Origin of the sequence: Pseudoxanthomonas suwonensis 11-1, assembly GCF_000185965.1 — a bacterium.
Taxonomy (GTDB): Bacteria; Pseudomonadota; Gammaproteobacteria; order Xanthomonadales; family Xanthomonadaceae; genus Pseudoxanthomonas; species Pseudoxanthomonas suwonensis_A.
The window spans coordinates 1,407,376-1,432,318 of the sequence record NC_014924.1 but is presented as its reverse complement, the minus strand read 5'-3'; the positions used below and the strand labels follow the sequence as shown (position 1 = coordinate 1,432,318).

At 66.4% G+C, this 24,943-nt stretch carries 14 protein-coding genes, 3 tRNA genes, 3 rRNA genes and 2 pseudogenes; 8 read left to right on the top strand and 14 right to left on the bottom strand.

Annotated features, from left to right (window positions below):
* Window positions 1-108 precede the first annotated feature (108 nt).
* Window positions 109-492: pseudogene (locus PSESU_RS16125) on the top strand (integrase core domain-containing protein); the annotation flags it as partial.
* A pseudogene (locus PSESU_RS06545) lies at window positions 484-1,463 on the top strand (IS3 family transposase); the annotation flags it as partial. The pseudogenes PSESU_RS16125 and PSESU_RS06545, both read left to right, overlap by 9 nt.
* A gap of 450 nt (window positions 1,464-1,913) precedes the next feature.
* On the opposite strand, the gene PSESU_RS06540 reads toward PSESU_RS06545, so the two are convergent.
* The 11 genes from PSESU_RS06540 to PSESU_RS15870 all read right to left on the bottom strand — a co-directional run bounded on the left by PSESU_RS06540 (window position 1,914) and on the right by PSESU_RS15870 (window position 12,230).
* A tRNA-Met gene (locus tag PSESU_RS06540) sits at window positions 1,914-1,990 on the bottom strand.
* A 110-nt stretch (window positions 1,991-2,100) separates the two neighbouring features.
* Window positions 2,101-2,214: ribosomal RNA gene (gene rrf, locus PSESU_RS06535) — 5S ribosomal RNA — on the bottom strand.
* A gap of 126 nt (window positions 2,215-2,340) precedes the next feature.
* Window positions 2,341-5,216 (bottom strand): 23S ribosomal RNA (locus PSESU_RS06530).
* 222 nt (window positions 5,217-5,438) lie between these two features.
* Window positions 5,439-5,515: transfer RNA gene (locus tag PSESU_RS06525), tRNA-Ile, on the bottom strand.
* An 18-nt stretch (window positions 5,516-5,533) separates the two neighbouring features.
* Window positions 5,534-5,609: transfer RNA gene (locus PSESU_RS06520), tRNA-Ala, on the bottom strand.
* A gap of 95 nt (window positions 5,610-5,704) precedes the next feature.
* Window positions 5,705-7,248, bottom strand: a 16S ribosomal RNA gene (locus PSESU_RS06515).
* The 16S, 23S and 5S rRNA genes sit together here with 3 tRNA genes alongside, the layout of an rRNA operon.
* A gap of 1,349 nt (window positions 7,249-8,597) precedes the next feature.
* Entirely contained in the window at window positions 8,598-9,383 is a 786-nt protein-coding gene (locus tag PSESU_RS06510) for a succinate dehydrogenase iron-sulfur subunit (protein WP_013534976.1), read from the bottom strand.
* Between the two features lie 22 nt (window positions 9,384-9,405).
* Window positions 9,406-11,199: a succinate dehydrogenase flavoprotein subunit gene (sdhA, locus tag PSESU_RS06505; protein WP_013534975.1), complete on the bottom strand. Its 1,794-nt coding sequence runs from the start codon at window positions 11,197-11,199 to the stop codon at window positions 9,406-9,408.
* 22 nt (window positions 11,200-11,221) lie between these two features.
* Entirely contained in the window at window positions 11,222-11,605 is a 384-nt protein-coding gene (sdhD, locus tag PSESU_RS06500; protein WP_013534974.1) for a succinate dehydrogenase, hydrophobic membrane anchor protein, read from the bottom strand.
* Window positions 11,602-11,994: a succinate dehydrogenase, cytochrome b556 subunit gene (gene sdhC / locus PSESU_RS06495; RefSeq protein WP_013534973.1), complete on the bottom strand. Its 393-nt coding sequence runs from the start codon at window positions 11,992-11,994 to the stop codon at window positions 11,602-11,604. The genes sdhD and sdhC overlap by 4 nt, the downstream gene beginning before the upstream one ends.
* A 65-nt stretch (window positions 11,995-12,059) precedes the next feature.
* A complete protein-coding gene (locus PSESU_RS15870; RefSeq protein ID WP_013534972.1) occupies window positions 12,060-12,230 on the bottom strand; it encodes a DUF1674 domain-containing protein in 171 nt (56 codons plus the stop codon).
* Window positions 12,231-12,340: 110 nt separating this feature from the next.
* On the opposite strand from PSESU_RS15870, the gene PSESU_RS06490 reads away from it, so the two are divergent.
* Window positions 12,341-13,144: a YgfZ/GcvT domain-containing protein gene (locus PSESU_RS06490; protein ID WP_013534971.1), complete on the top strand. Its 804-nt coding sequence runs from the start codon at window positions 12,341-12,343 to the stop codon at window positions 13,142-13,144.
* 12 nt (window positions 13,145-13,156) lie between these two features.
* Here the strand turns inward: PSESU_RS06490 and PSESU_RS06485 are convergent, their stop codons facing one another.
* Window positions 13,157-14,236 (bottom strand): ABC transporter ATP-binding protein, encoded by a 1,080-nt coding sequence (locus tag PSESU_RS06485; RefSeq protein WP_013534970.1) that lies wholly within the window; start codon window positions 14,234-14,236, stop codon window positions 13,157-13,159.
* Between the two features lie 346 nt (window positions 14,237-14,582).
* Between PSESU_RS06485 and zwf the strand changes: the two genes are divergently transcribed.
* From zwf to eda, 5 genes are all read left to right on the top strand, one after another.
* Window positions 14,583-16,028: a glucose-6-phosphate dehydrogenase gene (gene zwf, locus PSESU_RS06480; RefSeq protein ID WP_013534969.1), complete on the top strand. Its 1,446-nt coding sequence runs from the start codon at window positions 14,583-14,585 to the stop codon at window positions 16,026-16,028.
* A 2-nt stretch (window positions 16,029-16,030) separates the two neighbouring features.
* On the top strand, window positions 16,031-17,023 hold the full coding sequence (gene glk, locus PSESU_RS06475; protein ID WP_013534968.1) for a glucokinase: 993 nt from the start codon (window positions 16,031-16,033) through the stop codon (window positions 17,021-17,023).
* Window positions 17,020-17,733, top strand: a complete 714-nt coding sequence (gene pgl, locus PSESU_RS06470) for a 6-phosphogluconolactonase (RefSeq protein ID WP_013534967.1) — start codon at window positions 17,020-17,022, stop codon at window positions 17,731-17,733. Before glk ends, pgl begins: the two co-directional genes overlap by 4 nt.
* 118 nt (window positions 17,734-17,851) lie before the next feature.
* Window positions 17,852-19,765, top strand: a complete 1,914-nt coding sequence (gene edd, locus PSESU_RS06465; RefSeq protein ID WP_013534966.1) for a phosphogluconate dehydratase — start codon at window positions 17,852-17,854, stop codon at window positions 19,763-19,765.
* A 90-nt stretch (window positions 19,766-19,855) separates the two neighbouring features.
* Complete coding sequence (eda, locus tag PSESU_RS06460) at window positions 19,856-20,515, top strand: bifunctional 4-hydroxy-2-oxoglutarate aldolase/2-dehydro-3-deoxy-phosphogluconate aldolase (RefSeq protein WP_013534965.1); 660 nt, start codon at window positions 19,856-19,858, stop codon at window positions 20,513-20,515.
* Between the two features lie 273 nt (window positions 20,516-20,788).
* Here the strand turns inward: eda and PSESU_RS06455 are convergent, their stop codons facing one another.
* A complete protein-coding gene (locus tag PSESU_RS06455; protein ID WP_041764591.1) occupies window positions 20,789-23,896 on the bottom strand; it encodes a discoidin domain-containing protein in 3,108 nt (1,035 codons plus the stop codon).
* 206 nt (window positions 23,897-24,102) lie between these two features.
* Entirely contained in the window at window positions 24,103-24,939 is an 837-nt protein-coding gene (locus tag PSESU_RS06450) for a carbohydrate ABC transporter permease (protein WP_041764588.1), read from the bottom strand.
* Window positions 24,940-24,943: the final 4 nt, after the last annotated feature.

The following is a 24,943-nucleotide window of genomic DNA, read 5'->3' as shown; positions in this document are numbered from 1 at the left end:
GCGGGATTCGGGACTGGTGATTGGTGATTCGGGCGTGGCGCATCGGCACCCCACGAATCACGCGGCAGCGCGTAGCTCGGATAAGGCTGTTTCCGAAGCCTATGCCGGATGGACTTCGTGTTCGACCGCACTGCCGAGGGGCGTGTGCTCAAGGCGTTGACCATCATCGACGATGCCACGCACGAGGCGGTGGCGATCGAGGTGGAGCGGGCCATCTCCGGCCACGGCGTGGCCCGGGTGCTGGATCGGCTGGCGCTGACCCGCGGCCTGCCGCAGATGATCCGAACCGACAACGGCAAGGAGTTCTGCGGCAAGACGATGGTGGCGTGGGCCCACGAGCGCGGTGTGCAGTTGCGCCTGATCCAGCCAGGCAAGCCGAACCAGAACGCCTACATCGAGAGCTTCAACGGCCGCCTACGGGACGAATGCCTCAACGAGCACTGGTTCCCGACGCTGCTGCACGCCCGCACCGAGATCGAAACCTGGCGCCGCGGCATGAGCGTGCCAGAGGCCAAGCGGCTCAAGGAGCTGGAGTCCGAGAACACGCGGTTGAAGAAGCTGCTGGCCGAGCAGCTGTTCGAGAACGACGTCATCAAGGACGCCCTGCGAAAAAAGTGGTGACCGCACCGGCGCGCAGGACGCTGGTGCGGCATCTGGTGGATCGGGGGCTGAGTGAGCGACGGGCGCTGGCGATGGTGCGGATGAGCGCCAGCGCGCTGCGCTACGTCCCGCGCCCGGATGGCAACGTCGAGCTGCGTGAGCGGATCCTGGCGCTGGCGCAGCGACACAAGCGCTATGGCGTCGGGATGATCTATCTGAAGCTGCGGCAGGAGCAGTGGCCGGTGAACTACAAGCGGGTGGAACGGCTGTATCAGGAGGCCAGGTTGCAGGTGCGCCGGCGCAAGCGGAAGAAGGTGTTGCTGGGCGAGCGCCAACCGTTGCTGCGGCCGGAAGCCGCCAACCAGGTCTGGTCGATGGACTTCGTGTTCGACCGCACCGCCGAGGGGCGTGTGCTCAAGGCGTTGACCATCGTCGACGATGCCACGCACGAGGCGGTGGCGATCGAGGTGGAGCGGGCCATCTCCGGCCACGGCGTGGCCCGGGTGCTGGATCGGCTGGCGCTGACCCGCGGCCTGCCGCAGGTGATCCGTACCGACAACGGCAAGGAGTTCTGCGGCAAGACGATGGTGGCGTGGGCCCACGAGCGCGGTGTGCAGTTGCGCCTGATCCAGCCAGGCAAGCCGAACCAGAACGCCTACATCGAGAGCTTCAACGGCCGCCTACGGGACGAATGCCTCAACGAGCACTGGTTCCCGACGCTGCTGCACGCCCGCACCGAGATCGAAACCTGGCGCCGGGAGTACAACGAGGAACGACCGAAGAAGACCTTGGGCGGTCTGACGCCGGCCGCTTATGCCGAACAGTTGGCGGCCAAAGCCGCTACGATGAAACCCGGACTCTAAAGAGCCCCGCTACTGAAAGCGGGGGGACGTCGCAGGCCCGCCAGCCGGCCACTCCCGCCGCGCAGTAAACCTGCAAGAACGCACACACAAACAAAAGGCCGGTCGCGCAAGCGACCGGCCTTTTTTGTCTCATCTGTCCTCGGCCCTGATATGCGCCACTGTGCCAAGACGTCCGAACCGGGCAAGCATCCAGCGGACCATCTGGGCGGAGCCCATCACCTGCCAAGCGCAGCGCACCCAGGTGGATGCATGCCCGGTCCGCGCCCCACACCGGATTCTGCCCGGGCCCCTATCCGGCTTACGCATCGCCGGCGACTTTTCCGGCAATGCCGGTCGCACGCACCCTACGAGTTACGAATTACGAATTACGAATTCCCAATCACCAATCACGAATCCCCAATCCCAACGCAAAACGGCGACCCTGCGGGGTCGCCGTTTGCGTGCAAAGCTTGGTAGCGGGGGCAGGATTTGAACCTGCGACCTTCGGGTTATGAGCCCGACGAGCTGCCAGACTGCTCCACCCCGCACCGGGGTAACTGGCGGCCGGCCAGGTTTGGCCTGGTAACCGGCGTTGGACACGGGGGTGTCCGGGAAAAGAAGAAGCCCCCAGCGCTTGCTGGGGGCTTCCGGGATAAAACCCTGGCGATGACCTACTCTCGCATGGGAGACCCACACTACCATCGGCGCTGTTGCGTTTCACTTCCGAGTTCGGGATGGGATCGGGTGGTTCCACAACGCTAATTTCACCAGGGAGACGGTTGGAGCGTGCTGGTGTCCCGTGAACGGGTACCGCACCGTCTCGCATAAGTACTTGTGATGTAGTGAGCGGCGGATGGCTATCGACGTTGTCGTCGAGTCCAAGGCCACTTGAGGTTATATGGTCAAGCCGCACGGATCATTAGTATCAGTTAGCTCAACGCATTGCTGCGCTTACACACCTGACCTATCAACCACCTGGTCTTGATGGTTCCTTTAGGGGACTTGTGTCCCGGGAGATCTCATCTTGAGGCGCGCTTCCCGCTTAGATGCTTTCAGCGGTTATCGCTTCCGAACATAGCTACCCGGCAATGCCACTGGCGTGACAACCGGAACACCAGAGGTTCGTCCACTCCGGTCCTCTCGTACTAGGAGCAGCCCCTCTCAAATCTCCAACGCCCATGGCAGATAGGGACCGAACTGTCTCACGACGTTCTGAACCCAGCTCGCGTACCACTTTAAATGGCGAACAGCCATACCCTTGGGACCGACTACAGCCCCAGGATGTGATGAGCCGACATCGAGGTGCCAAACACCGCCGTCGATATGAACTCTTGGGCGGTATCAGCCTGTTATCCCCGGAGTACCTTTTATCCGTTGAGCGATGGCCCTTCCATACAGAACCACCGGATCACTAAGTCCTACTTTCGTACCTGCTTGATCCGTCGATCTTGCAGTCAAGCACGCTTATGCCTTTGCACACAGTGCGCGATGTCCGACCGCGCTGAGCGTACCTTCGAGCTCCTCCGTTACTCTTTAGGAGGAGACCGCCCCAGTCAAACTACCCACCATACACGGTCCCCGACCCGGATTACGGGCCCAGGTTAGAACGTCAAGCACGTCAGGGTGGTATTTCAAGGATGGCTCCATGCCAGCTGGCGCCGGCACTTCATAGCCTCCCACCTATCCTACACAGACGAACTCAACGTTCAGTGTAAAGCTATAGTAAAGGTTCACGGGGTCTTTCCGTCTTGCCACGGGAACGCTGCATCTTCACAGCGATTTCAATTTCACTGAGTCTCGGGTGGAGACAGCGCCGCTGTCGTTACGCCATTCGTGCAGGTCGGAACTTACCCGACAAGGAATTTCGCTACCTTAGGACCGTTATAGTTACGGCCGCCGTTTACCGGGGCTTCGATCAAGAGCTTCGCCTTGCGGCTGACCCCATCAATTAACCTTCCGGCACCGGGCAGGCGTCACACCCTATACGTCCACTTTCGTGTTTGCAGAGTGCTGTGTTTTTGATAAACAGTCGCAGCGGCCTGGTTACTGCGGCCCTCTTCAGCTATAGCCCGCATGGGCCACCAAAAAGGGCGCACCTTCTCCCGAAGTTACGGTGCCATGTTGCCTAGTTCCTTCACCCGAGTTCTCTCAAGCGCCTGAGAATTCTCATCCTACCCACCTGTGTCGGTTTACGGTACGGTCTGCGTGAGCTGAAGCTTAGGGGCTTTTCCTGGAAGCGTGGTATCAGTCACTTCGCCCTAAAGGGCTCGTCTCGGTGCTCGGTGTTGACCTCCCGGATTTGCCAAAGAGATCCACCTACCGCCTTTCCCCGGGACAACCAACGCCCGGTAGACCTAACCTTCTCCGTCCCCCCATCGCACTCACGCGAGGTGCTGGAATATTAACCAGCTTCCCATCGACTACGGCTTTCGCCCTCGCCTTAGGGGCCGACTCACCCTGCGCCGATTAACGTTGCGCAAGGAAACCTTGGGCTTTCGGCGTGCGGGCTTTTCACCCGCATTATCGTTACTCATGTCAGCATTCGCACTTCCGATACCTCCAGCGGACTTCTCAATCCACCTTCGCAGGCTTACGGAACGCTCCTCTACCGCGCATCACGAAGTGATGCACCCCAAGCTTCGGTTTACCGCTTAGCCCCGTTAAATCTTCCGCGCAGACCGACTCGACCAGTGAGCTATTACGCTTTCTTTAAAGGGTGGCTGCTTCTAAGCCAACCTCCTGGCTGTCTGTGCCTTTCCACATCGTTTCCCACTTAGCGGTAATTTGGGACCTTAGCTGTGGGTCTGGGTTGTTTCCCTTTTCACGACGGACGTTAGCACCCGCCGTGTGTCTCCCATACAGTCCGTCTCGGTATTCGGAGTTTGCAATGGTTTGGTAAGTCGCGATGACCCCCTAGCCATAACAGTGCTCTACCCCCGAGAGGATACATATGAGGCGCTACCTAAATAGCTTTCGAGGAGAACCAGCTATCTCCGGGTTCGATTAGCTTTTCACTCCTAATCACACCTCATCCCCTACCTTTGCAACGGGAGTGGGTTCGGGCCTCCAGTGCGTGTTACCGCACCTTCACCCTGGGCATGACTAGATCACCCGGTTTCGGGTCTACAGCCCGCGACTATGCGCCCTATTCAGACTCGGTTTCCCTTCGCCTCCCCTATACGGTTAAGCTTGCCACGAACTGTAAGTCGCTGACCCATTATACAAAAGGTACGCAGTCACCCTTGCGGGCTCCTACTGCTTGTACGCACACGGTTTCAGGGTCTATTTCACTCCCCTCTCCGGGGTTCTTTTCGCCTTTCCCTCACGGTACTGGTTCACTATCGGTCGGTCAGGAGTATTTAGCCTTGGAGGATGGTCCCCCCATGTTCAGACAGGGTTTCACGTGCCCCGCCCTACTCGTCTTCACTGGAGTGGCCCTTTCGAATACAGGGCTATCACCTTCTATGGCCAACCTTTCCAGGTTGTTTTCCTAGAACCATCCCAGCTTAAGGGCTAGTCCCCGTTCGCTCGTCGCTACTTAGGGAATCTCAGTTGATTTCTTTTCCTCCGGTTACTTAGATATTTCAGTTCACCGGGTTCGCTTCCAGCAGCTATGTATTCACTGCAGGATACTGCCGAAGCAGTGGGTTTCCCCATTCGGACATCGCGGGATCAAAGCTTATTGCCAGCTCCCCCGCGCTTTTCGCAGGCTGTCACGTCCTTCATCGCCTCTGACCGCCAAGGCATCCACCGTGTGCGCTTATTCGCTTGACCATATAACCCCAAGTCGCCTCGGGGTCGCCTGTGCCCGGGGGTACAAATCCCGGACGCGAATTGCAACGACTCAATTTTCAGGGACTTTCGTCCCCGCCTTAGCCTCAACGACACGTCGAGATAGTCATCTCAAACGCTCGCTACATCACAAGTTTTAAAAGAACACGTACCAGGCCTCAACGCCCGATGCGTATATCAAGATGTGCGCTCTAACATCCAGAGTGGTGGGTCTGGGAGGACTCGAACCACCGACCTCACCCTTATCAGGGGTGCGCTCTAACCACCTGAGCTACAGACCCAAAGATCGATTACTCATTTGGTGGAGCCTGTCGGGATCGAACCGACGACCCCCTGCTTGCAAAGCAGGTGCTCTCCCAGCTGAGCTAAGGCCCCTTGAAGGGACTCGCCTAGCCGCCCGATGGCTGACCAGGAACTCTGAATGCAGGAAACTTGTGAGGACGCCCGACAGGACGATGCTGTCTTGCTCAAAAGGAGGTGATCCAGCCGCACCTTCCGATACGGCTACCTTGTTACGACTTCACCCCAGTCATCGGCCACACCGTGGCAAGCGCCCTCCCGAAGGTTAAGCTACCTGCTTCTGGTGCAACAAACTCCCATGGTGTGACGGGCGGTGTGTACAAGGCCCGGGAACGTATTCACCGCAGCAATGCTGATCTGCGATTACTAGCGATTCCGACTTCACGGAGTCGAGTTGCAGACTCCGATCCGGACTGAGATAGGGTTTCTGGGATTGGCTCACCCTCGCGGGATTGCAGCCCTCTGTCCCCACCATTGTAGTACGTGTGTAGCCCTGGTCGTAAGGGCCATGATGACTTGACGTCATCCCCACCTTCCTCCGGTTTGTCACCGGCGGTCTCCTTAGAGTTCCCACCATTACGTGCTGGCAACTAAGGACAAGGGTTGCGCTCGTTGCGGGACTTAACCCAACATCTCACGACACGAGCTGACGACAGCCATGCAGCACCTGTCTCACGGTTCCCGAAGGCACCAATCCATCTCTGGAAAGTTCCGTGGATGTCAAGACCAGGTAAGGTTCTTCGCGTTGCATCGAATTAAACCACATACTCCACCGCTTGTGCGGGCCCCCGTCAATTCCTTTGAGTTTCAGTCTTGCGACCGTACTCCCCAGGCGGCGAACTTAACGCGTTAGCTTCGATACTGGGTTCCAAGTTGAACCCAACATCCAGTTCGCATCGTTTAGGGCGTGGACTACCAGGGTATCTAATCCTGTTTGCTCCCCACGCTTTCGTGCCTCAGTGTCAGTGTTGGCCCAGGTGGCCGCCTTCGCCACGGATGTTCCTCCCGATCTCTACGCATTTCACTGCTACACCGGGAATTCCGCCACCCTCTACCACACTCTAGTGATCCAGTATCCACTGCAATTCCCAGGTTGAGCCCAGGGCTTTCACAACAGACTTAAACCACCACCTACGCACGCTTTACGCCCAGTAATTCCGAGTAACGCTTGCACCTTCGTATTACCGCGGCTGCTGGCACGAAGTTAGCCGGTGCTTATTCTTTGGGTACCGTCATCCCTGCCGGGTATTAGCCAACAGGATTTCTTTCCCAACAAAAGAGCTTTACAACCCGAGGGCCTTCTTCACTCACGCGGTATGGCTGGATCAGGCTTGCGCCCATTGTCCAATATTCCCCACTGCTGCCTCCCGTAGGAGTCTGGACCGTGTCTCAGTTCCAGTGTGGCTGATCATCCTCTCAGACCAGCTACGGATCGTCGCCTTGGTGGGCCTTTACCCCGCCAACTAGCTAATCCGACATCGGCTCATTCTATCGCGTGAGGCCTTGCGGTCCCCCACTTTCACCCGTAGGTCGTATGCGGTATTAGCGTAAGTTTCCCTACGTTATCCCCCACGACAGAGTAGATTCCGATGTATTCCTCACCCGTCCGCCACTCGCCACCCAGAGAGCAAGCTCTCCTGTGCTGCCGTTCGACTTGCATGTGTTAGGCCTACCGCCAGCGTTCACTCTGAGCCAGGATCAAACTCTTCACTTAAAACTGCAATGCCCTAAGGCATAAAGCTTTTAGCTGCAGAAGTCCTACCCAGCTACGAATCGCTTGCTTAAAGCAATTGACTTGTTGCTGTTAAAACGTCTGCAAGATGGACAGTCATCCTTCCTGCAGGCGTCCGCACAAATTTCCTGCGCACATTCTCAAAGAGCCTCGGAGTCGGCCTCAGCGCCTTCCTCCGTGTCCCGACGTTTCCGTCGAGGTGAGCCGCTCATTCTGGCAGCTCGTTTTCGTTTCGTCAACCCCTCGTGAGGAGGAAGTTTTCGAACCGCCTCGCTTCGTGGCCAAGGCCGCTTCAGCGAGGTGAGCCGCACATTCTGGCAGCTCGTTTCGGCTTCGTCAACACCTCGTTAAGAGGAAGTTTTCGAACCCCTCACCGGAGCGCCGAAGCGTTCCTGGTGAGCGAGCCGCCCAGTATAGGCGACTTCCGTAAAACCGCAAGTACTTCGTGAAGAAGCGACTCCGTTTCCGGACCCCTCGAACAACTCGGTGAGTCGTCGGGAGGGCGCGCATTGTGCGCCGGTCGGAAATTTTTGGGAAGGGGTTTCGCGAAAAATTTTTCGCGTCGCAGCACTACTCGTCCGCAGACGTAGATGTAGCAGTCTCTCCAGCGATTTCACACGTGGCGGGCCGCTGGTGAAAGCACCGGCCGAGCCCGGAAACGCGCTCCGTGCTTCCGCTGCCGGGTAGCAGCCTTCTACGCCTTAAATACGCCCGCGGCCGGAACAGTGCGGAAGCAGCCAGCCGCGTCACGCCCTTCCGGAGCAGCACACCTATGCGCACACGGACGCCTGGCCACTCGATGCAATCACCAAAGCCACGCTGGCCCTGCATCGCTGTGGCTGTGGCTGGCGGCCTCAACAGGCTTTATCCAACGGAGTGAGCCTCCAGTCCGGAGGGTCCCGGCTTCCTGCGTGTTGCACGAGGCGTGGCAGTGCCAGCGCCCTGGCAGCCGAAGGAAGGGGAAGCCAGAGGTCCGCGGTACGTCACCCCGGATACCGGCCCGCGTAAGCACGCCCTCCTCCCAGATGAAGTAGGCGATGTTGCCCCGTACCGCGTGGCGAGAGGACGAGGGTGGATTGAGAGCCGACCCTGTCCTGGCAGATGCGCGCGCGAGCGTGGACTGCTTCGTCGAACTGGGACGCGGCGCCTACCGCGAGGTGGCCGAGGGCTACCGCGGGTGCTGGGCGGGCTGCGTGGCGAACCGCGCCTGCTACAGGCCTGGCCGGCGATGCCCTACCCCACTTGCATGACGGCCAGCACACGAACGCGCCGGCATAACGAAAAAGCCCGGCCATTGGCCGGGCTTCCCGTGTTGCTGCTGACCGGAGCGGTCAGGCGCGGCGCGCCATCATCAGCTTCTTGATCTCCGCGATCGCCAGGGCCGGGTTCAGGCCCTTCGGGCAGGTGCGCGCGCAGTTCATGATGGTGTGGCAGCGGTACAGCTTGAAGGGATCCTCGAGGTCGTCCAGGCGGGCGCCGGTGTCCTCGTCGCGCGAGTCGATGATCCAGCGGTAGGCCTGCAGCAGGATCGCCGGGCCCAGGTAACGCTCGCCGTTCCACCAGTAGCTCGGGCAGCTGGTCGAGCAGCAGGCGCACAGGATGCACTCGTACAGGCCGTCCAGCTTCTTGCGGTCCTCGGGGGACTGCAGGCGCTCGCGGTCCGGCGGAGCCGGGGTCTGGGTGCGGATCCACGGCTTGATCGAGGCGTACTGCGCGTAGAAGTGGGTCAGGTCCGGGACCAGGTCCTTGACCACGCTCATGTGCGGCAGCGGGTAGATCGGCACCTCGGCCTTCTGGCAGTCCGCGATGGCGCGGGTGCAGGCCAGGGTGTTCGTGCCGTCGATGTTCATCGCGCACGAACCGCAGATGCCCTCGCGGCAGGAGCGCCGGAAGGTCAGGGTCGGGTCAACCTCGTTCTTGATCTTGATCAGCGCGTCCAGGACCATCGGGCCGCACTTGTCGAGGTCGAGCTCGTAGGTGTCGGTGCGCGGGTTGGCGCCGTCGTCAGGGCTCCAGCGGTATACCTTGAAGGTGCGCACGTTCTTCGCGCCGGCCGGCGCGGGGAAGTGCTTGCCCTTGGTGATGCGGGAATTCTTGGGGAGTGCGAACTCTGCCATTTTGTCTTTCTCTCGCCCTGGCTCAGTACACGCGTGGCTTGGGCGGCACCACATCCACATCCTTGCTCAGGGTGTACATGTGCACCGGACGGTAGTCGAAGCTGGTCTTGCCGGTTTCCGCGTCCACGGTCACCAGGGTGTGCTTCTGCCAGTTGGCGTCGTCGCGATCCGGGTAGTCCTCGTGCGCGTGGGCGCCGCGGCTTTCCTTGCGCTGCTCGGCCGAGTTGATGGTGGCGACGGCGTTGAGCAGCAGGTTATGCAGCTCGTAGGTCTCGATCAGGTCGGAGTTCCAGACCAGCGAGCGGTCGGAGACCTTCACGTCCTGGAAGCTGTCGAAGATCTGCGACATCTTCTCGCAGCCTTCCTGCAGGGTCTTGCTGGTGCGGAACACCGCGGCGTCGGCCTGCATGGTGCGCTGCATCCGGTCGCGGATGACCGCGGTCGGGGTGTCGCCGTTGGCGTTGCGCAGCTTGTCCAGCTGCGACAGGGCCTTGTCGCAGGCATCGGAGGCCAGCGGCTTGTGCGGGGCGTTCTTCTTGATGGTCTCGGCGCAGCGGTTGGCCACAGCGCGACCGAACACGACCAAGTCCAGCAACGAGTTGGAACCCAGGCGGTTGGCGCCGTGCACCGACACGCAGGCGGCCTCGCCGATCGCGTACAGGCCCGGGACCACCGCATCGGGGTTGTCGCCGACCTTGCGCACGACTTCGCCGTGGTAGTTGGTCGGGATGCCGCCCATATTGTAGTGGACGGTCGGGATCACCGGGATCGGCTGCTTGTGCACGTCGACGCCGGCGAAGATGCGGGCGCTCTCGGCGATGCCCGGCAGCTTCTCGTCGATCACGCCCGGGCCCAGGTGGGTCAGGTCGAGCAGGATGTGGTCCTTGTGCTCGCCGACGCCGCGGCCTTCGCGGATCTCGATGGTCATCGAACGGCTGACCACGTCGCGCGAGGCCAGGTCCTTGTAGTGCGGGGCGTAGCGCTCCATGAAGCGCTCGCCGTTGGAGTTGCGCAGGATGCCGCCTTCGCCGCGGACGCCCTCGGTGATCAGGCAGCCGGCGCCGTAGATGCCGGTCGGGTGGAACTGCACGAACTCCATGTCCTGCAGCGGCAGGCCGGCACGGGCCACGAGGCCGCCGCCGTCGCCGGTGCAGGTGTGCGCGGAGGTCGCGCTGAAGTAGGCGCGGCCGTAGCCGCCGGTGGCCAGCACCACGCCGTGGGCGCGGAACAGGTGCAGGGTGCCCTCGGCCATGTCCAGCGCCAGCACGCCGCGGCACACGCCCTCCTCGTCCATGATCAGGTCGAGCGCGAAGTACTCGATCATGAAGCGGGCGTTGTGCGCCAGCGACTGCTGGTACAGGGTGTGCAGGATGGCGTGGCCGGTGCGGTCGGCGGCCGCGCAGGTGCGCTGCGCCGACGGGCCTTCGCCGTAGCGGGTGGTCATGCCGCCGAACGGGCGCTGGTAGATCTTGCCGTCCTCGGTGCGGGAGAACGGCACGCCGTAGTGCTCCAGCTCGATGATGGCCGGGATGGCCTCGCGGCACATGTACTCGATGGCGTCCTGGTCGCCCAGCCAGTCCGACCCCTTGATGGTGTCGTAGAAGTGGTAGCGCCAGTCGTCCTCGCCCATGTTGGCCAGCGCGGCGGAGATGCCGCCCTGCGCCGCCACGGTGTGGGAACGGGTCGGGAAGACCTTGGTCAGGCACACCGTCTGCAGGCCCTTCTGGGCCAGGCCGAAGGTGGCGCGCAGGCCGGCGCCACCGGCGCCGACGACGACCATGTCGTACTTGTGTTCGGTGATCTTGTAGGCGGACATCGAGTCTGTTTCCTTTGCGCGCTCAGCCGGCCAGCGCGATGCGGGCGACGGCGAAGATGCTGACGATCGCGCCAAGCACCGCGATGAACTTCACGCTGACCTGGAGCGCCAGGGCGACCAGCGAGTTGTGGACGTAGTCCTCGAGGACCACTTGCAGGCCCAGCTGGGCGTGCCAGAACATGGCGACCAGGAAGCCGACCAGCAGCACGGCGTTCCACGGCTTGGACACGGCGTCGGTGGCGGCCATGTAGTCGCTGCCGACCAGGCCGAGGACGAAGTAGACGAACCACAGCGACAGGAAGACCAGCGCGGTGGCGGTCAGGCGCTGGTGGACGAAGTGGTCGGTGCCGGTCTTGGCGGTGCCAAGGCCGCGCACGTTCTTCAGGGGGGTACGGTAACGGCTCACGCGGCACCTCCGTTCAGCGCAAGGGCCCACACGATCGCGGTGATCACCAGGCTGCCGGCGATGGACAGCCAGCTGTTGCGGACGAAATCCGGGATGGCGTAGCCGTGGGCGAAGTCCTGAGCGACGTGGCGGATGCCGTTGCACAGGTGGTAGGCAAAGGCCCAGGTCCAGCCGAGCAGGAAGACCTTGCCGTACCAGGCGCCGGCGTGGCCGGTGAAGCAGGCCCAGCTCTCGGGGCCGACCATCAATGCCAGCAGGCCGCCGGCGAGGACCAGGGCACCGCCGGCGAGCACGATGCCCGTGGCGCGGTGCAGGATCGAGGTCACCATCTGGACCTGCCAGCGGTACACCTGCAGGTGGGGTGACAGGGGGCGTTCGCGGCTGCTCATTCGCTGGCTCTTAGTCTCGGCTGTGCGGGCGTGTGCCCACGTGGCTCAGGGACGCTGCAATCGACTCAGAAATCGATGCAGCGTCCGTTCTTTTCCCAGTCCCCGTAGCGGGTCGGCTCCGGACCCTCGCGCCCGCCGATCTCGCGCGGCGTCGGCTTGCCGGCGTCCTGCTCCAGCGATGGCACGCCTTCCGGCGCGTCCTCGTGCTCTGGAACCTCGGGGGTTTGACCTATCATGGGAGTCCTTGCAATGCACAAAAGTTTAAGCCGGGGTTAACGTGACTGACAACCAGCCCCTTCCAAGCACCTTGAATCACGGGGAGTTTTTCGCCCTTCCCGGATGGACGGTGCTCGCGCTCGAGGGCCCCGACGCCGTCGAGTTCGCGCATGCCCAGTTCGCCAGCGACGTGAAGGCGCTCGAGATCGGCAGCTGGCAGTGGAGCACCTGGCTCAACCCGAAGGGCCGAGTCATAGCCCTGTTCGCACTGCTGCGCACCGGCGCGCAGAGCTTGAGGCTGGTGCTGCCGGATGCAAATGCGACGTTGGTCGGCGATACCCTGCGGAAGTTCGTGTTCCGTCGCAAGGTAACGCTCACACCACTGGCGGAACTGTCCATTGCCGGCGCGTTCGCATCGCTGGAGGCAGGTAACCGGGTCCTTGTCGGCACGGAAGATTCGGACGAGGGCTTGCGCCTTGCCATCAGCCCGGGACGCACGCTGCGCCTGGGCGGCGCGCCCGCGGTGGAATCCACCGCCGCTCTGGCGGCCTGGAACGTGGCCGACCTGCGCGCCGGCATCCCGCGCCTGGGCGAAGCCCAGGTCGAGCAGTGGACCCCGCAGCAGCTGGGCCTGGAGCGGCTGCAGGCCTACAGCGTCAGCAAGGGCTGCTACCCGGGCCAGGAAATCGTGGCCAGGACCCATTTCCTCGGGAAGGCCAAGCGCCAGCTGGCGCTGCTGCAGGTTGCCGACGCGGTCGCGCCCGGCAGCGAGGTGGTCCAGGACGAGCGCGCCATGGGTACCGTGGTCGCGGTCGCCGGCAAGGCGCCGCGCTGGGCGCTGGCAGTGCTGCCGCTGGAGCTGGCGGAGTCGCCATTGCTGGTCGATGGCCAGCCGGTGCGCATCGAGCCGCTGTCGGAAGTAGCCGCCGCCTGACCGCCAGGCGGGTCAGGGCTGCAGCCGCAGCCCGCTCCCGGCATCGAAGAAGTGCACGCGCGCGGGATCCGGGCGCAGGCGGATGAGGTCACCCGGCGCCGGCAGGTCGGTGGGCGGCAGCCGCGAGACCAGCGGCTGGCCGGCGAAATCGAGGTGCAGGTAGGCTTCGCTGCCGACCGCCTCGACCACCTCCACCCTCGCCTCCAGGCCGCCCTCGTCCACCGGCAGCAGGTGCTCGGGGCGGATGCCCAGCACCAGCTCCCGCTCCAGCCAGGGATCGGGCACCGATACGCCCGGCAGCGGCACCCGGCTGCCCTGCACGGTCTCCAGCTGCAGGCCGTCGCCGGCACGGAGCCGGCCGCGCAGCACGTTCATCGCCGGGCTGCCGAGGAAACCGGCCACGAACAGGTTGGCCGGGCGATCGTAGAGCGCCATCGGGGTGTCGATCTGCTGCACCCGGCCGCCTTCCAGCACCACGATGCGCTGGCCCAGGGTCATGGCCTCGACCTGGTCGTGGGTGACGTAGACCATGGTGGTGCCCAGCCGCTGGTGCAGGCGGGCGATCTCGGTACGGGTGCTGTGGCGCAACTTGGCGTCGAGGTTGGACAGCGGCTCGTCGAGCAGGAACACCTCCGGCTCGCGCACCAGCGCCCGGCCCAGGGCCACGCGCTGGCGCTGGCCGCCCGACAGTTCGGCCGGACGCTTGTCCAGCATGCCCTCCAGGCCCAGCATCCCGGCGGCCGAGGACACCCGCCGCTCGACCTCGCCGCGCGGGGCGCCGCGCAGCTTGAGCCCGAAGGCCAGGTTCTCGGCCACGGTCATGTGCGGATAGAGCGCGTAGCTCTGGAACACCATGGCGATGTCGCGGTCGCGCGGGGCGATGTCGTTCACCACCCGGCCGCCGATGCGCAGGGTGCCGGAGGTGATCTCCTCCAGCCCGGCGACCATACGCAACAGGGTCGACTTGCCACAGCCCGAAGGCCCGACCAGCACCACCAGCTCGCCGTCGCCGATCGTGAACGAGGCCTCGTGCACGGCGACCTGGCCGTTGCCATAGACCTTGCGCACCTGCTCCAGCTGGACGTCCGCCATCCGCGTCTCCGCATACGTATTCAACCCGGAGCGCACGCCGCGACTGCGGCCGCCGCCGATCCGGGTCGTCGATGATGTCACGCCCGGCGGTGCAAGCGGTGTAGCGGATCCGGCCGCGCCGGGACGTGCGAACCGCCTTCCAGGCCGTGAAACATACGCCGCAGCATTGCGCTGGTGGTTTCCCCGGACACCGTCCCGGCCACTGGACATTATCCATGCCGGCGGCCATATTTCGGAGGTTTCACGCATTACCTGCGGTTATCTGCCCACCTTTCCACCCGCCGCGCGGGTGCGATCCCCAAGAGAAGCCACCGAACCGATGCCCCACCCCACGGAAGCCCACCGGATGCATGACACCCTGCTGCTGTTCGGCGCCACCGGCGACCTGGCCCAGCGTTACCTGTTCCCCTCGCTGCTGCGCCTGATGGGCGACGGCCTGCTGCCGGAGGGCTTCCGCGTCCGTGCGCTGGCGCTGTCGCCGCACGACACGGATAAGTTCCGCGGCATCTTGCGCGAGCGCTTCGCCAGCCTGTCGCACTACACGCCGACCGCCGAGCAGGTCGAGGCCTTCCTGGAGCGGGTGGACTACCGCTCGGTCGACATGCGCACCCCGGCTTCGGTAGCCGACGCCGTGCGCGACCTGGCCGACCGCCCCTGCGTGAGCTACCTGTCGATCCCGCCGGGCCTGTACATGAGCACCTGCGAGGGCCTGGCCCTGGGCGGCGCCTTCGCCGCGCCGAGCCGGCTGATGCTGGAGAAGCCGATCGGCGCCGACCTGGCCTCGGCCCGCGAGATCAACGCGACCATCGGCCGCCTGATCGACGAGGACCGGATCTTCCGCATCGACCATTACCTGGGCAAGGCGGCGGTGCAGAACCTGCTGGCGCTGCGCTTCGGCAACGCCCTGCTGGAAGCGGTGTGGAACCGCAACTACATCGACTCGGTGCACATCCTGGTGTCCGAGAGCGAGGGCGTGGACGGCCGCAACTCCTATTACGCCCGCTCCGGCGCGCTGCGCGACATGGTCCAGAGCCACATCCTGCAGCTGCTGTGCCTGGTGGCGATGGAGCCGCCGGCCTCGCTGGAGGCCGACCGCATCCGCGACGAGAAGGTCAAGGTGCTGCGCGCCCTGCGCCCGTTCTGCGCCAAGGAGGCCCGCCGTCACAGCGTGCGCGGCCGCTACACCGCCGGGACGATCAATGGCGAGCCGGTCCAGGCCTATTCGCCGCCGGATGACAGCGATGTCGAAACCTTCGTCGGCGTCACCGCGCACATCGACAACTGGCGCTGGGCGGGGGTTCCGTTCCACCTGTGCACCGGCAAGCGCATGGCCGACCGCTCGACCGTGGTCACCGTGACCCTCAAGCCGGTCACCCACTGGTTGTTCGAGCGCCCGGACCGCAGCAACGCCGTGCCCAACCGCCTGACCTTCCGCCTGCAGCCGCAGGAGGACATCGAGCTGGGCCTGATGAGCAGCCTGGCCGGCCCGGAATGGGGCACCCTGGAACTGCAGCCGCTGGAGCTGGAGCTGTCCTCCGAGACCGGCCAGAACCGCCGCATCGCCTACGAGCGCCTGTTCCTGGACGCCTTCCACGGCAACCACGCCCTGTTCGTGCGCAACGACGAGGTCGAGGCCGCGTGGGCCTGGATCGACAGCGTGGTCGACGCCTGGCGCGAGGACAATTCGCCGCTGCAGCCCTACCCGGCAGGCAGCTGGGGCCCGGAGGACGCGACCGTGTTCCTGCCGGAACGTTTCGACGCCGTGGCGCGTCCGTCCCGCGACGGGCGGTGAGCATGTCCGACCTGTTCCTGATCGCCGACATCGGCGGCACCAACGCGCGCTTCGCGCTGGCCGACACCAGCGCGCAGACGCCGCTGCTCGAGGACAGCGTGCGCGAGTTCGCCGTCGCCGAGTTCCCGTCGCTGGCCGAGGCCGCGCGCCACTACCTCGACCAGGCCCAGGCCAGCGCCCGCTGCGGCGTGTTCGCCGTGGCCGGCCGCGTGGACGGCGACGAGGCGCGCATCACCAACCATCCGTGGGTGATCTCGCGTCCTCGCACCCGCGAGATGCTGGGCTTCGACCAGGTCTACCTGATCAACGACTTCGCCGCCCAGGCCATGGCCATCAGCCTGTACCGGGCCGAGGACGTGGTGCCGATCGGCGGCGTGCCCTGGACCCCGGCGCCCGCCGGCGAGCCGCGCACCTATGCCGTGCTCGGCCCGGGTACCGGCCTGGGCGTGGGCGGCCTGGTGGTGCGTGACGGCCGCTGCTATCCGCTGGAGACCGAGGGCGGCCACGTCAGCTTCCCGCCCGGCACGCCGGAGGAGATCCGCATCCTGGAGATCCTGTCGGCGCAGTTCGGCCGCGTCTCCAACGAGCGCCTGATCTGCGGCCCGGGCCTGGTGAACATCCACCGCGCCCTGTGCGAGATCGCCGGCCACGACCCCGGCCTGCTCGAGCCCAAGGACGTCACCGCCCGCGCCGCCGCCGGCGATCCGCTGTGCATGCGCGCGGTCGACGTGTTCTGCGCGGTGTTCGGCGCGATCTCCGGCGACCTGGTGCTGACCATCGGTGCCTGGGACGGCGTGTTCCTCACCGGCGGCCTGGTACCGAAGATGCTGGATTCGCTGCGCCACTCCGGCTTCCGCCAGCGCTTCGAGTACAAGGGCCGCTTCTCGCCGACCATGGCGCGGGTGCCCTCGCTCGCCGTGCTGCATCCGCAGGCCGGGCTGCTCGGCGCGGCCGCCTACGCGGTGGACCTGGTCCGCCGGGAGGCGTCGGCGTGATCGTCGATCCGCGCATCGAGTGGCTCGAGCATGCCAGCGTCGAGGCCTGGGGCGAGGCCATCGCGGCCGATCTCCAGGCCGCGATCGAAGCCAACCTGGCAGCCAGCGGCAGCGCCCGCGCCCTGCTCTCCGGCGGCACCACCCCGGCGCCGGCCTACAGCCGCCTGGCGCAGGCGCCGCTGGACTGGTCGAAGGTGAGCGTCGGCCTGGTCGACGACCGCTTCGTGCCCGCCGACCATCCGGCCAGCAACACCAAGCTGATCCGCGAGAGCCTGCTGGAACGCGCCGCGGGCCTGCATTTCGAGCCGCTGGTGCGTGAAGGCCTGTCGGCCGCCGCCTGCGTCGAGGCCGCCAACCGCGATTCGGCCGGTGGGCAGGATCCCTGCGTGGCGGTGCTGGGCATGGGCAACGACGGCCATACCGCCTCGCTGTTCCCCGGCTCGGTCGACCTCGACGCCGCGCTGGCCTCGCAGGACGACTACGCCGTGCTCGACGCCACCGGCTGCCCGGTCGCGGCCGAATGGACCACGCGCATCACCCTCACCCGCGCCGGCCTGGCCCGCTGCCGCCAGCACCTGCTGCTGCTGCGCGGCGAGGCCAAGCGCGAGGTGCTGGAGCGCGCCCTGGCCGGCGACGACGTGCGTGAAATGCCGATCCGCGCGGTGCTGGGCCTGAGCGCCAGCCCACTGCGCGTCCACTGGTGCGCTTGATGCGCGGTCCTCCGCCCGCACCTCTCTGATACCGGGGCGGCACGCCCCGCGTCGCCGTCCTGCTTCCGCAGCCCGTTCGCGCCCTTCAGCGGCGCCAGCTCCGCCCCACTGGAACGCCATGAGCCTGCATCCCAAGATCGAAGCCGTCACCGAGCGCATCCGCCAGCGCAGCGCCCCTTCGCGTGCCGCCTACCTGGCCGGCATCGACGAGGCGGTCCGCAACGGTCCCAACCGCACCCCGCTGAGCTGCGCCAACCTGGCGCACGTGTTCGCCGCCTGCGGCGAACACGACAAGGCCCGCCTGCGCGGCGGCGCCACGCCGAACCTGGGCATCATCACCGCCTACAACGACATGCTCTCGGCGCACCAGCCGTACGAGCACTACCCGGAGCGGATCCGCGCCCTGGCCCGCGAGCTGGGCGCCACCGCGCAGGTCGCCGGCGGCGTGCCGGCGATGTGCGACGGCGTCACCCAGGGCCGCGGCGGCATGGAGCTGTCGCTGTTCTCCCGCGACGTGATCGCCCAGGCCACCGCCATCGGCCTCAGCCACGACGCCTTCGACGCGGCCCTGTACCTGGGCATCTGCGACAAGATCGTGCCGGGCCTGCTGATCGGCGCGCTGGCCTTCGGCCACCTGCCGGCGCTGTTCGTGCCGGCCGGCCCGATGCCGCCCGGCATCCCCAACAAGAAGAAGGCCGAGGTTCGCGAGCGCTACGCCGCCGGCGAGGCCACCCGCGAGGAGCTGCTGGAGGTCGAGTCGCAGTCCTACCACTCGGCCGGCACCTGCACCTTCTACGGCACCGCCAATTCCAACCAGGTGCTGCTGGAGGCCATGGGCGTGCAGCTGCCGGGCAGCTCGTTCATCAACCCGGGCACCCCGCTGCGCAAGGCCCTGGACGACGAGGCCGTGCGCCGCGTGCTGCAGATGACCGCGCTGGGCGACGACTACCGGCCGCTGGGCCGGCTGATCGACGAGCGCGCCATCGTCAACGCGATCGTCGCGCTGATGGCCACCGGCGGCTCGACCAACCACACCATCCACTGGATCGCGGTGGCGCGCGCCGCCGGCGTCGTCCTGACCTGGGACGACATGGACCAGATCTCGCAGGTGGTGCCGCTGCTGGCCCGCGTGTACCCCAACGGCGAGGCCGACGTGAACCGCTTCCAGGCGGCCGGCGGCGTGCCCTTCGTGTTCCGCGAGCTGCTGGACGCGGGGCTGATGCACGACCTCACCACCGTGGTGCCGGAAGGCATGCGCGCCTTCACCCGCGAGCCGCGCCTGGAGGACGGGCAGCTGGCCTCGGTGCCGTCGGCCACGGTGTCGGCCGACGAGAGCGTGGTGCGCACCGTCGCCGCCCCGTTCGAGGCCCAGGGCGGCCTGCGGCTGCTCCGCGGCAACATCGGCCGCGGCCTGATCAAGCTGTCGGCGGTCAAGCCGGAGCATCGCTACGTCGAGGCGCAGGCGGTGGTGGTGGACGCGCCGCAGAAGCTCAACAAGCTGCACGCCGCCGGCGTGCTGCCGCGCGACTTCGTCGCCGTGGTGACCTACCAGGGCCCGCAGGCCAACGGCATGCCGGAACTGCACTCGCTGGCACCGCTGCTGGGCATGCTGCAGAACCAGGGCCGCAAGGTGGCGCTGGTCACCGACGGCCGCCTGTCCGGCGCCTCCGGCAAGATCCCGGCGGCGATCCACGTCACCCCGGAAGCCGCGCGTGGCGGCCCGATCGGCAAGGTCCGCGACGGCGACATCGTGCGCCTGGACAGCGAGGCCGGCGTGCTCGAAGTACTGGTCGACGCAGATGAGTGGAACGCGCGCGAGGTCGCGGCCAACACCACCCGTCCGGCGCACGACCTCGGCCGCAACCTGTTCGCGTTCAACCGCGCCAACGTCGGCCCGGCCGACCAGGGTGCGGTGTCGATCTCCTGTGGTCCGCCGGCGCACGACGGCTCTGCCTGGGACTACGACGCCGAGTACGAGCTCGGCGGCGAGGCCGGGGCGGCGCTGGCACCGCACGCCGAGAAGGACAACTGACCCTTGGCCACCACGCCCGGCGTGGTGGCCTTTCCCCCATAACAGGCGCGGCCCGCGGGCCGCGACCCAAGCCACGGAGCCACACGATCCATGAGCATCGCCCAGACCCAGGCCAAGGCCGAACAGCTGCTGCGCCAGGCCGGAATCCTGCCGGTGGTCACCGCCGACAGCGTCGACGAGGCGCGCAAGCTCTCCTCCGCGCTGCTCAAGGGCGGCCTGACCGCGATCGAGCTGACCCTGCGCACGCCCTGCGCGCTGGATGCGCTGGTCGCGCTGAAGAAGGAACTGCCCGGCATCGCCGTCGGCATGGGCACGGTGCTGACCATCGAGCAGATGGAGAAGTGCATCGAGCTGGGCGCGGACTTCCTGGTCACCCCGGGTACGCCGCCGGAGTTGGCCGATGCGCTGGCCAAGGCTCCGATCCCGGCCGTCCCGGGCGGCGCCACCCCGACCGAGTTCCTGTCGCTGATGGCGCGGGGCTTCCGCGTGTGCAAGCTGTTCCCGGCCAACGCGGTCGGCGGCCTGGCCATGCTCAAGGGCCTGGCCGGCCCGATGGGCGAGCTGAAGATCTGCCCCACCGGCGGCATCAGCGAGGACACCGCGGCCGAGTACCTGGCCCAGCCGAACGTGGTCTGCATCGGCGGCTCGTGGATGGTGCCCAAGCCCTGGCTCAAGGCCGGCGAGTGGGACAAGGTCGAGGCCAGCGCGGCCAAGGCCGCCGGGATCGTGGCGGCGGCACGCGCGGGCTGATAGGCGCATCCGTGCGAGGAAAAAAGGCCGGGCAGCAATGCCCGGCTTTTTTATTGTCGTAGCCGCACAAGGCCGTAGGTCGCATCCGGGATCGACAGGATCCACCCGTTCCATACTTCCGACCCGGATGCGCTTGGCTTATCCGGGCTACGGGTACGACGCTTCGCCTCGTGACGAGGGTTGGAGGAAGGTCGGCGCCCAGTTGATGCCGGGTCCCCGACCTTCACCCTGCCCCTCTCCCGGAAGGAGAAGGAAGAAGAGCGCCCCAATGGATTACGGGTTGCGGACCTCGACCCGCACCTTCGCGCCCGGCCGGCTGATCCGCAACTCGCCGTTCGACCACTTCGCCGCCCGGCCATCGACCGTCGTCGCGCCTGGCTGCCCTTCGTATGGCCACTGCAGCACCAGTCCGCCCGGCGGCAGGCCGGCGTCATCGGCCACGTCCAGCTGCAGCTGCCCGTCCGCGCGGCGCAGCGCGTAACCAATGCGACCATGCGCGGTATGCAGGCCACGGACGCGGATGCCCTCGCCTTCCAGCCAATCCAGCGGAACGCCGGCCGCCAGCACCAGGCTGTCGTCGCGCTCGCGGCGGTAGGCGAACATGTCCAGCGCCGAACGCACGAAGTCCGATGCCACCCAGGCATGCGGCAGGTCGCCGACGAAGAACGGCTTGCGTGGCGTGGACGACACCACCTCGGCCCACTGGTTCCAGGCCTGCGGCGCGCGGTCGGCGAAGAAGTAGTCGGTCGCCTGCCACGCGCGGTCGCGCCAGCCCAGGCGCACGAACGCGGCCACGTTGCGCCACTCGTAGGGCGTGTAGTCCTTCCACTCGCGGCGGCCGTCGCGGCGGTCGGTGAAGTGCTGCCAGTAACGCTCGAAGGTGTTTTCCAGCAGGTCGCGCGGCAGCCAGTCCTGCTCGCCGCCCGGGGCCAGGGCGATGGTGGTCGAGGTGGGATCGAAGTCGCCCAGCTCCGCGGCGCCCGGCAGGTAGTCGATGCCGTGGCGGGCGGTGGCGGCACGCAGCGATGCAGCGAGGTCGGCGCGGAACTGGTCGCGCGCGGCCGCCATGCGGCGCGCCTCCTCGCGCAGGCCCAGCGCCTGGGCCACTTCCACCGCGTCCTTGTAGCCGCGCAGCGCCCAGAAGTTGTCCCAGTACGAATGCATCGGCTTCGCCGAATAGCCCTCGTGGCTGATCGACACCGGCATCATCCCGTAGAAGGCCGGGTCGCGCCGGCGGTTCTCCTCGGTGCGCTCGCTGGCCCGCAGCCGCTCCATGTAGTCGAACGCGCCGCGCACATGCGGCCACATGCGCTCCAGGAATTCGCGGTCGCCGGTGAAGCGCCAGTACTCGGCGATGTTGAATATCAGCTCGCCGTGGCTGTCGTTCTCAGGGACCGGATCGCTGCCGCGGGCATCGACGCAGCACGGCACCTTGCCGTTCTCGAACTGGTAGGGCGCGTACCACTCCAGGTACTGGCGCACGACCTCCGGCCGCCCCAGGCGCAGCAGGCCTTCGGAAATCATCGCCCCGTCGCGGATCCAGCTGCGCGAGTACGAGCGCGTGCCCGGCTGCAGGCTGGGGCCGACGCGCGAGACCAGCATGTGCGCCAGCGCGGTGCGAACGGTCGCGGCGAAGTCGCGGCCCTGCTCCGGCAGCTGCAGCTCCACCTGGCCCAGCAGCTCCTGCCAGCGCGCCGTGGTTTCCTCCGCGGCACGCGCGGCGTCGAAGCCGGGCTGGGGCGCGGTCTCGCCATCCAGCGGCGCGACCAGCGCCACCTCGCGTTCCTCGCCGGGTGCCAGCCGCCAGCGGTACAGGAGCATGCCCGAGGCCAGGCCGGTCGGATCCTCGACCGCGGTGTCCTCCGGGATATCGCCCGAGGCCAGGCGCTGCACGTCCAGCCCCGCATCGAACGGCGTGGCGAATGCCTGGTCCGGCGACTGCGTCGCGAAGATCCGCGGCCTGCCGTCCACCGTGACCGTGCCACCGTCGATCGCCAGCGAGCGGATCGGGCTGACCCCGCCGATGGTGTTGAGGAACTGCGCCGGCGGATTGACCTGCAGGGGCCGCACTGCCAAGGCCAGCACGTACTCGCGCGACCGTGGATGCGGATTGCGCAGGCGGTAGCGCGCGACCACGCGCGAATCCCCGGCGCTGCCGTGGGCGAAAGCGGAAACCTGCAACGCGGGCGCATCCGCGCCACCGGCCGCGGTCCACTCCACCTCCGGCATCGGCAGGCCCTGGCCGGGCAGGCGCTGGACGGGCTTCACATCGGCCCAGCTGACCAGGCGATCGCCATCGAGCACGAAGGGCTCGATGCTGAAGCCGCCCCGCGACAGCTCGACCGCGCCATCCTCGCCGACCAGGCCCTGCTGGTGGCCGCCGTCGACGCCGATGATGGTCCAGTACGGCTGCTCGCCGCTGAAGCCACGGGGCAGCCAGCCACGGGGCAGCTCCTGCGCCAGCGCCTTGATGAAATCGTTGGGATGCGCCGAGAAGCCGAGCGGCTGCACCTGCGCCTCGGCCAGCGCGTAGCGTCCGCCTTCAAGGCGCAGTGCGATGCGGCGCGCTTCCGATTCGGGCAGGGAAAGCCAGTCGCTGGCGCCGCGACCCTGCTCGACCGCGCGCACCGGGCGCCACTGGCCATCGGCACCTTCCAGCTCCACCACGTAGCGCTGCGGACGCTGGCGGGCATCGGCCCAGCGCAGGACCAGGCCACCGAACTCGCGCTCCTGGCCCAGGTCCAGCACCAAGCCCTGGCGGCCACTGGCCTTCCACACCGTGGCGCTGTCGCCGTCGATGACGCGGGATGCGCTGCCTGGCGCCGCGCTGGCCTCGACCGCCACCGCGGCCGGGGGCGCATCGGGCTCCGCCGGCAGCGGCTCCAGCGAGAGCTCGTCGAAGCACACGCTGCCGCGCCCGCCGGCATTGTTGTAGATGGTGAACTCGAGCTTCTGGCTGCGGCGCAGGACCTTGTCGGGGTCCGGCCCCCAGGCCTTGTCGATATGCCGGGTGCGGTAGCGCACCTCGGTCCACCCGGTGGGGAACCCGTAACGCGGGCGGTTCACCCACCACACGTTGTCGCCGCTGGCGTCGACCAGCTTGAACTGCAGGTCGTTGGCCGGCGAGTCGCCGCGCATGCGGAAGGAGAAACGGTAGTTCTCCGGGTACTCCAGCGGCAGGTCGCGCTGGATGCCTGCGTAGCCGGACACACCGTTGAAGTCGTAGTCCAGGCACAGCGCCCCGCCCTGCACGCCCTCGACCCGGCGGATCGAACCGCTGACCTGGTCGGAGACGACCACCCGCCATGGCGCCGGATCCTCGAAGCCGTCCAGCAGCTGGGGGGCTGCGACTGCCGGGCCCGCAGCGGCGGAAAGAAGCAGCGCGACCACTGCAGCCCCGGGTACGCCGGGGACGTGGCCTGTCGACCCTGGGCGGAACCGTGCGCGCCGTGGATGGCGCGCCCGACCCTCCATGGAGGGATCCACGGCGTCTACCGCGCGAAGGGAACAGGCCGCGCCCGCAAAGGTGGCTGGCGCGTCTCCACCGGCAATTCCGCGCTCCCGGTTGGCGAGTCGCATCGTTCCTCCTATCCCTTGACGCTGCCCAGCAGCAGGCCCTGGATGTAGTAGCGCTGCAGCAGCAGGAACAGCAGCAGCACCGGGATCACGGTGACCACCGCGCCGGCCATCATCATCTCCACGTCCATGATGTGCTCGCGCGACAGAGTGGCCAGGGCCACCGGCAGGGTGTAGTGCTCCTGGTCGGTAAGCACGATCAGCGGCCACATGAAGTCGTTCCACGCGGCCATGAAGGAGAAGATCGCCAGCGTCACCAGCACCGGCTTGAGCATGGGCAGGACGATGGAGAAGAAGATCCGCCACTCCCCTGCCCCGTCGATGCGTGCCGCCTCCAGCAGCTCGTCCGGGATCGAGCGCGCGTACTGGCGGACCAGGAAGATGCCGAACACGCTGGCCAGCGCCGGGATCACCACGCCGCCATAGGTATTGACCAGCCCCAGTTGCTTCATCAGCAGGAACAGCGGCAGCATCGCCACCTGCGCCGGCACCACGAGCGCGGCCAGCAGCAGCTGGAACATCCGCTCGCGGCCGCGGAAGCGCAGCTTGGCGAAGGCATAACCGGCCAGGGTGTTGACCAGCAGCGAGCCGAGCGTGATCGCGCCGGCCACCAGCAGGCTGTTGACGAAGTTGCGGCCCATGCCGGTGCGGCTGAACAGCGCATGGTAGTTGTCGGCCGTCACCGCCGAGGGCAGCAGCGGCGGAGGGAAGCTCGCCGCCTCGCCGGTAGGCATGAACGATACCGACACCATCCACAGCAGCGGCGCCAGGCTGACCATCGCCAGCAGCAGCAGCGCGCCGTTGACCAGCAGCGCATGCAGGCGCGATTGCCCGACCTCGCGACCGATGGAC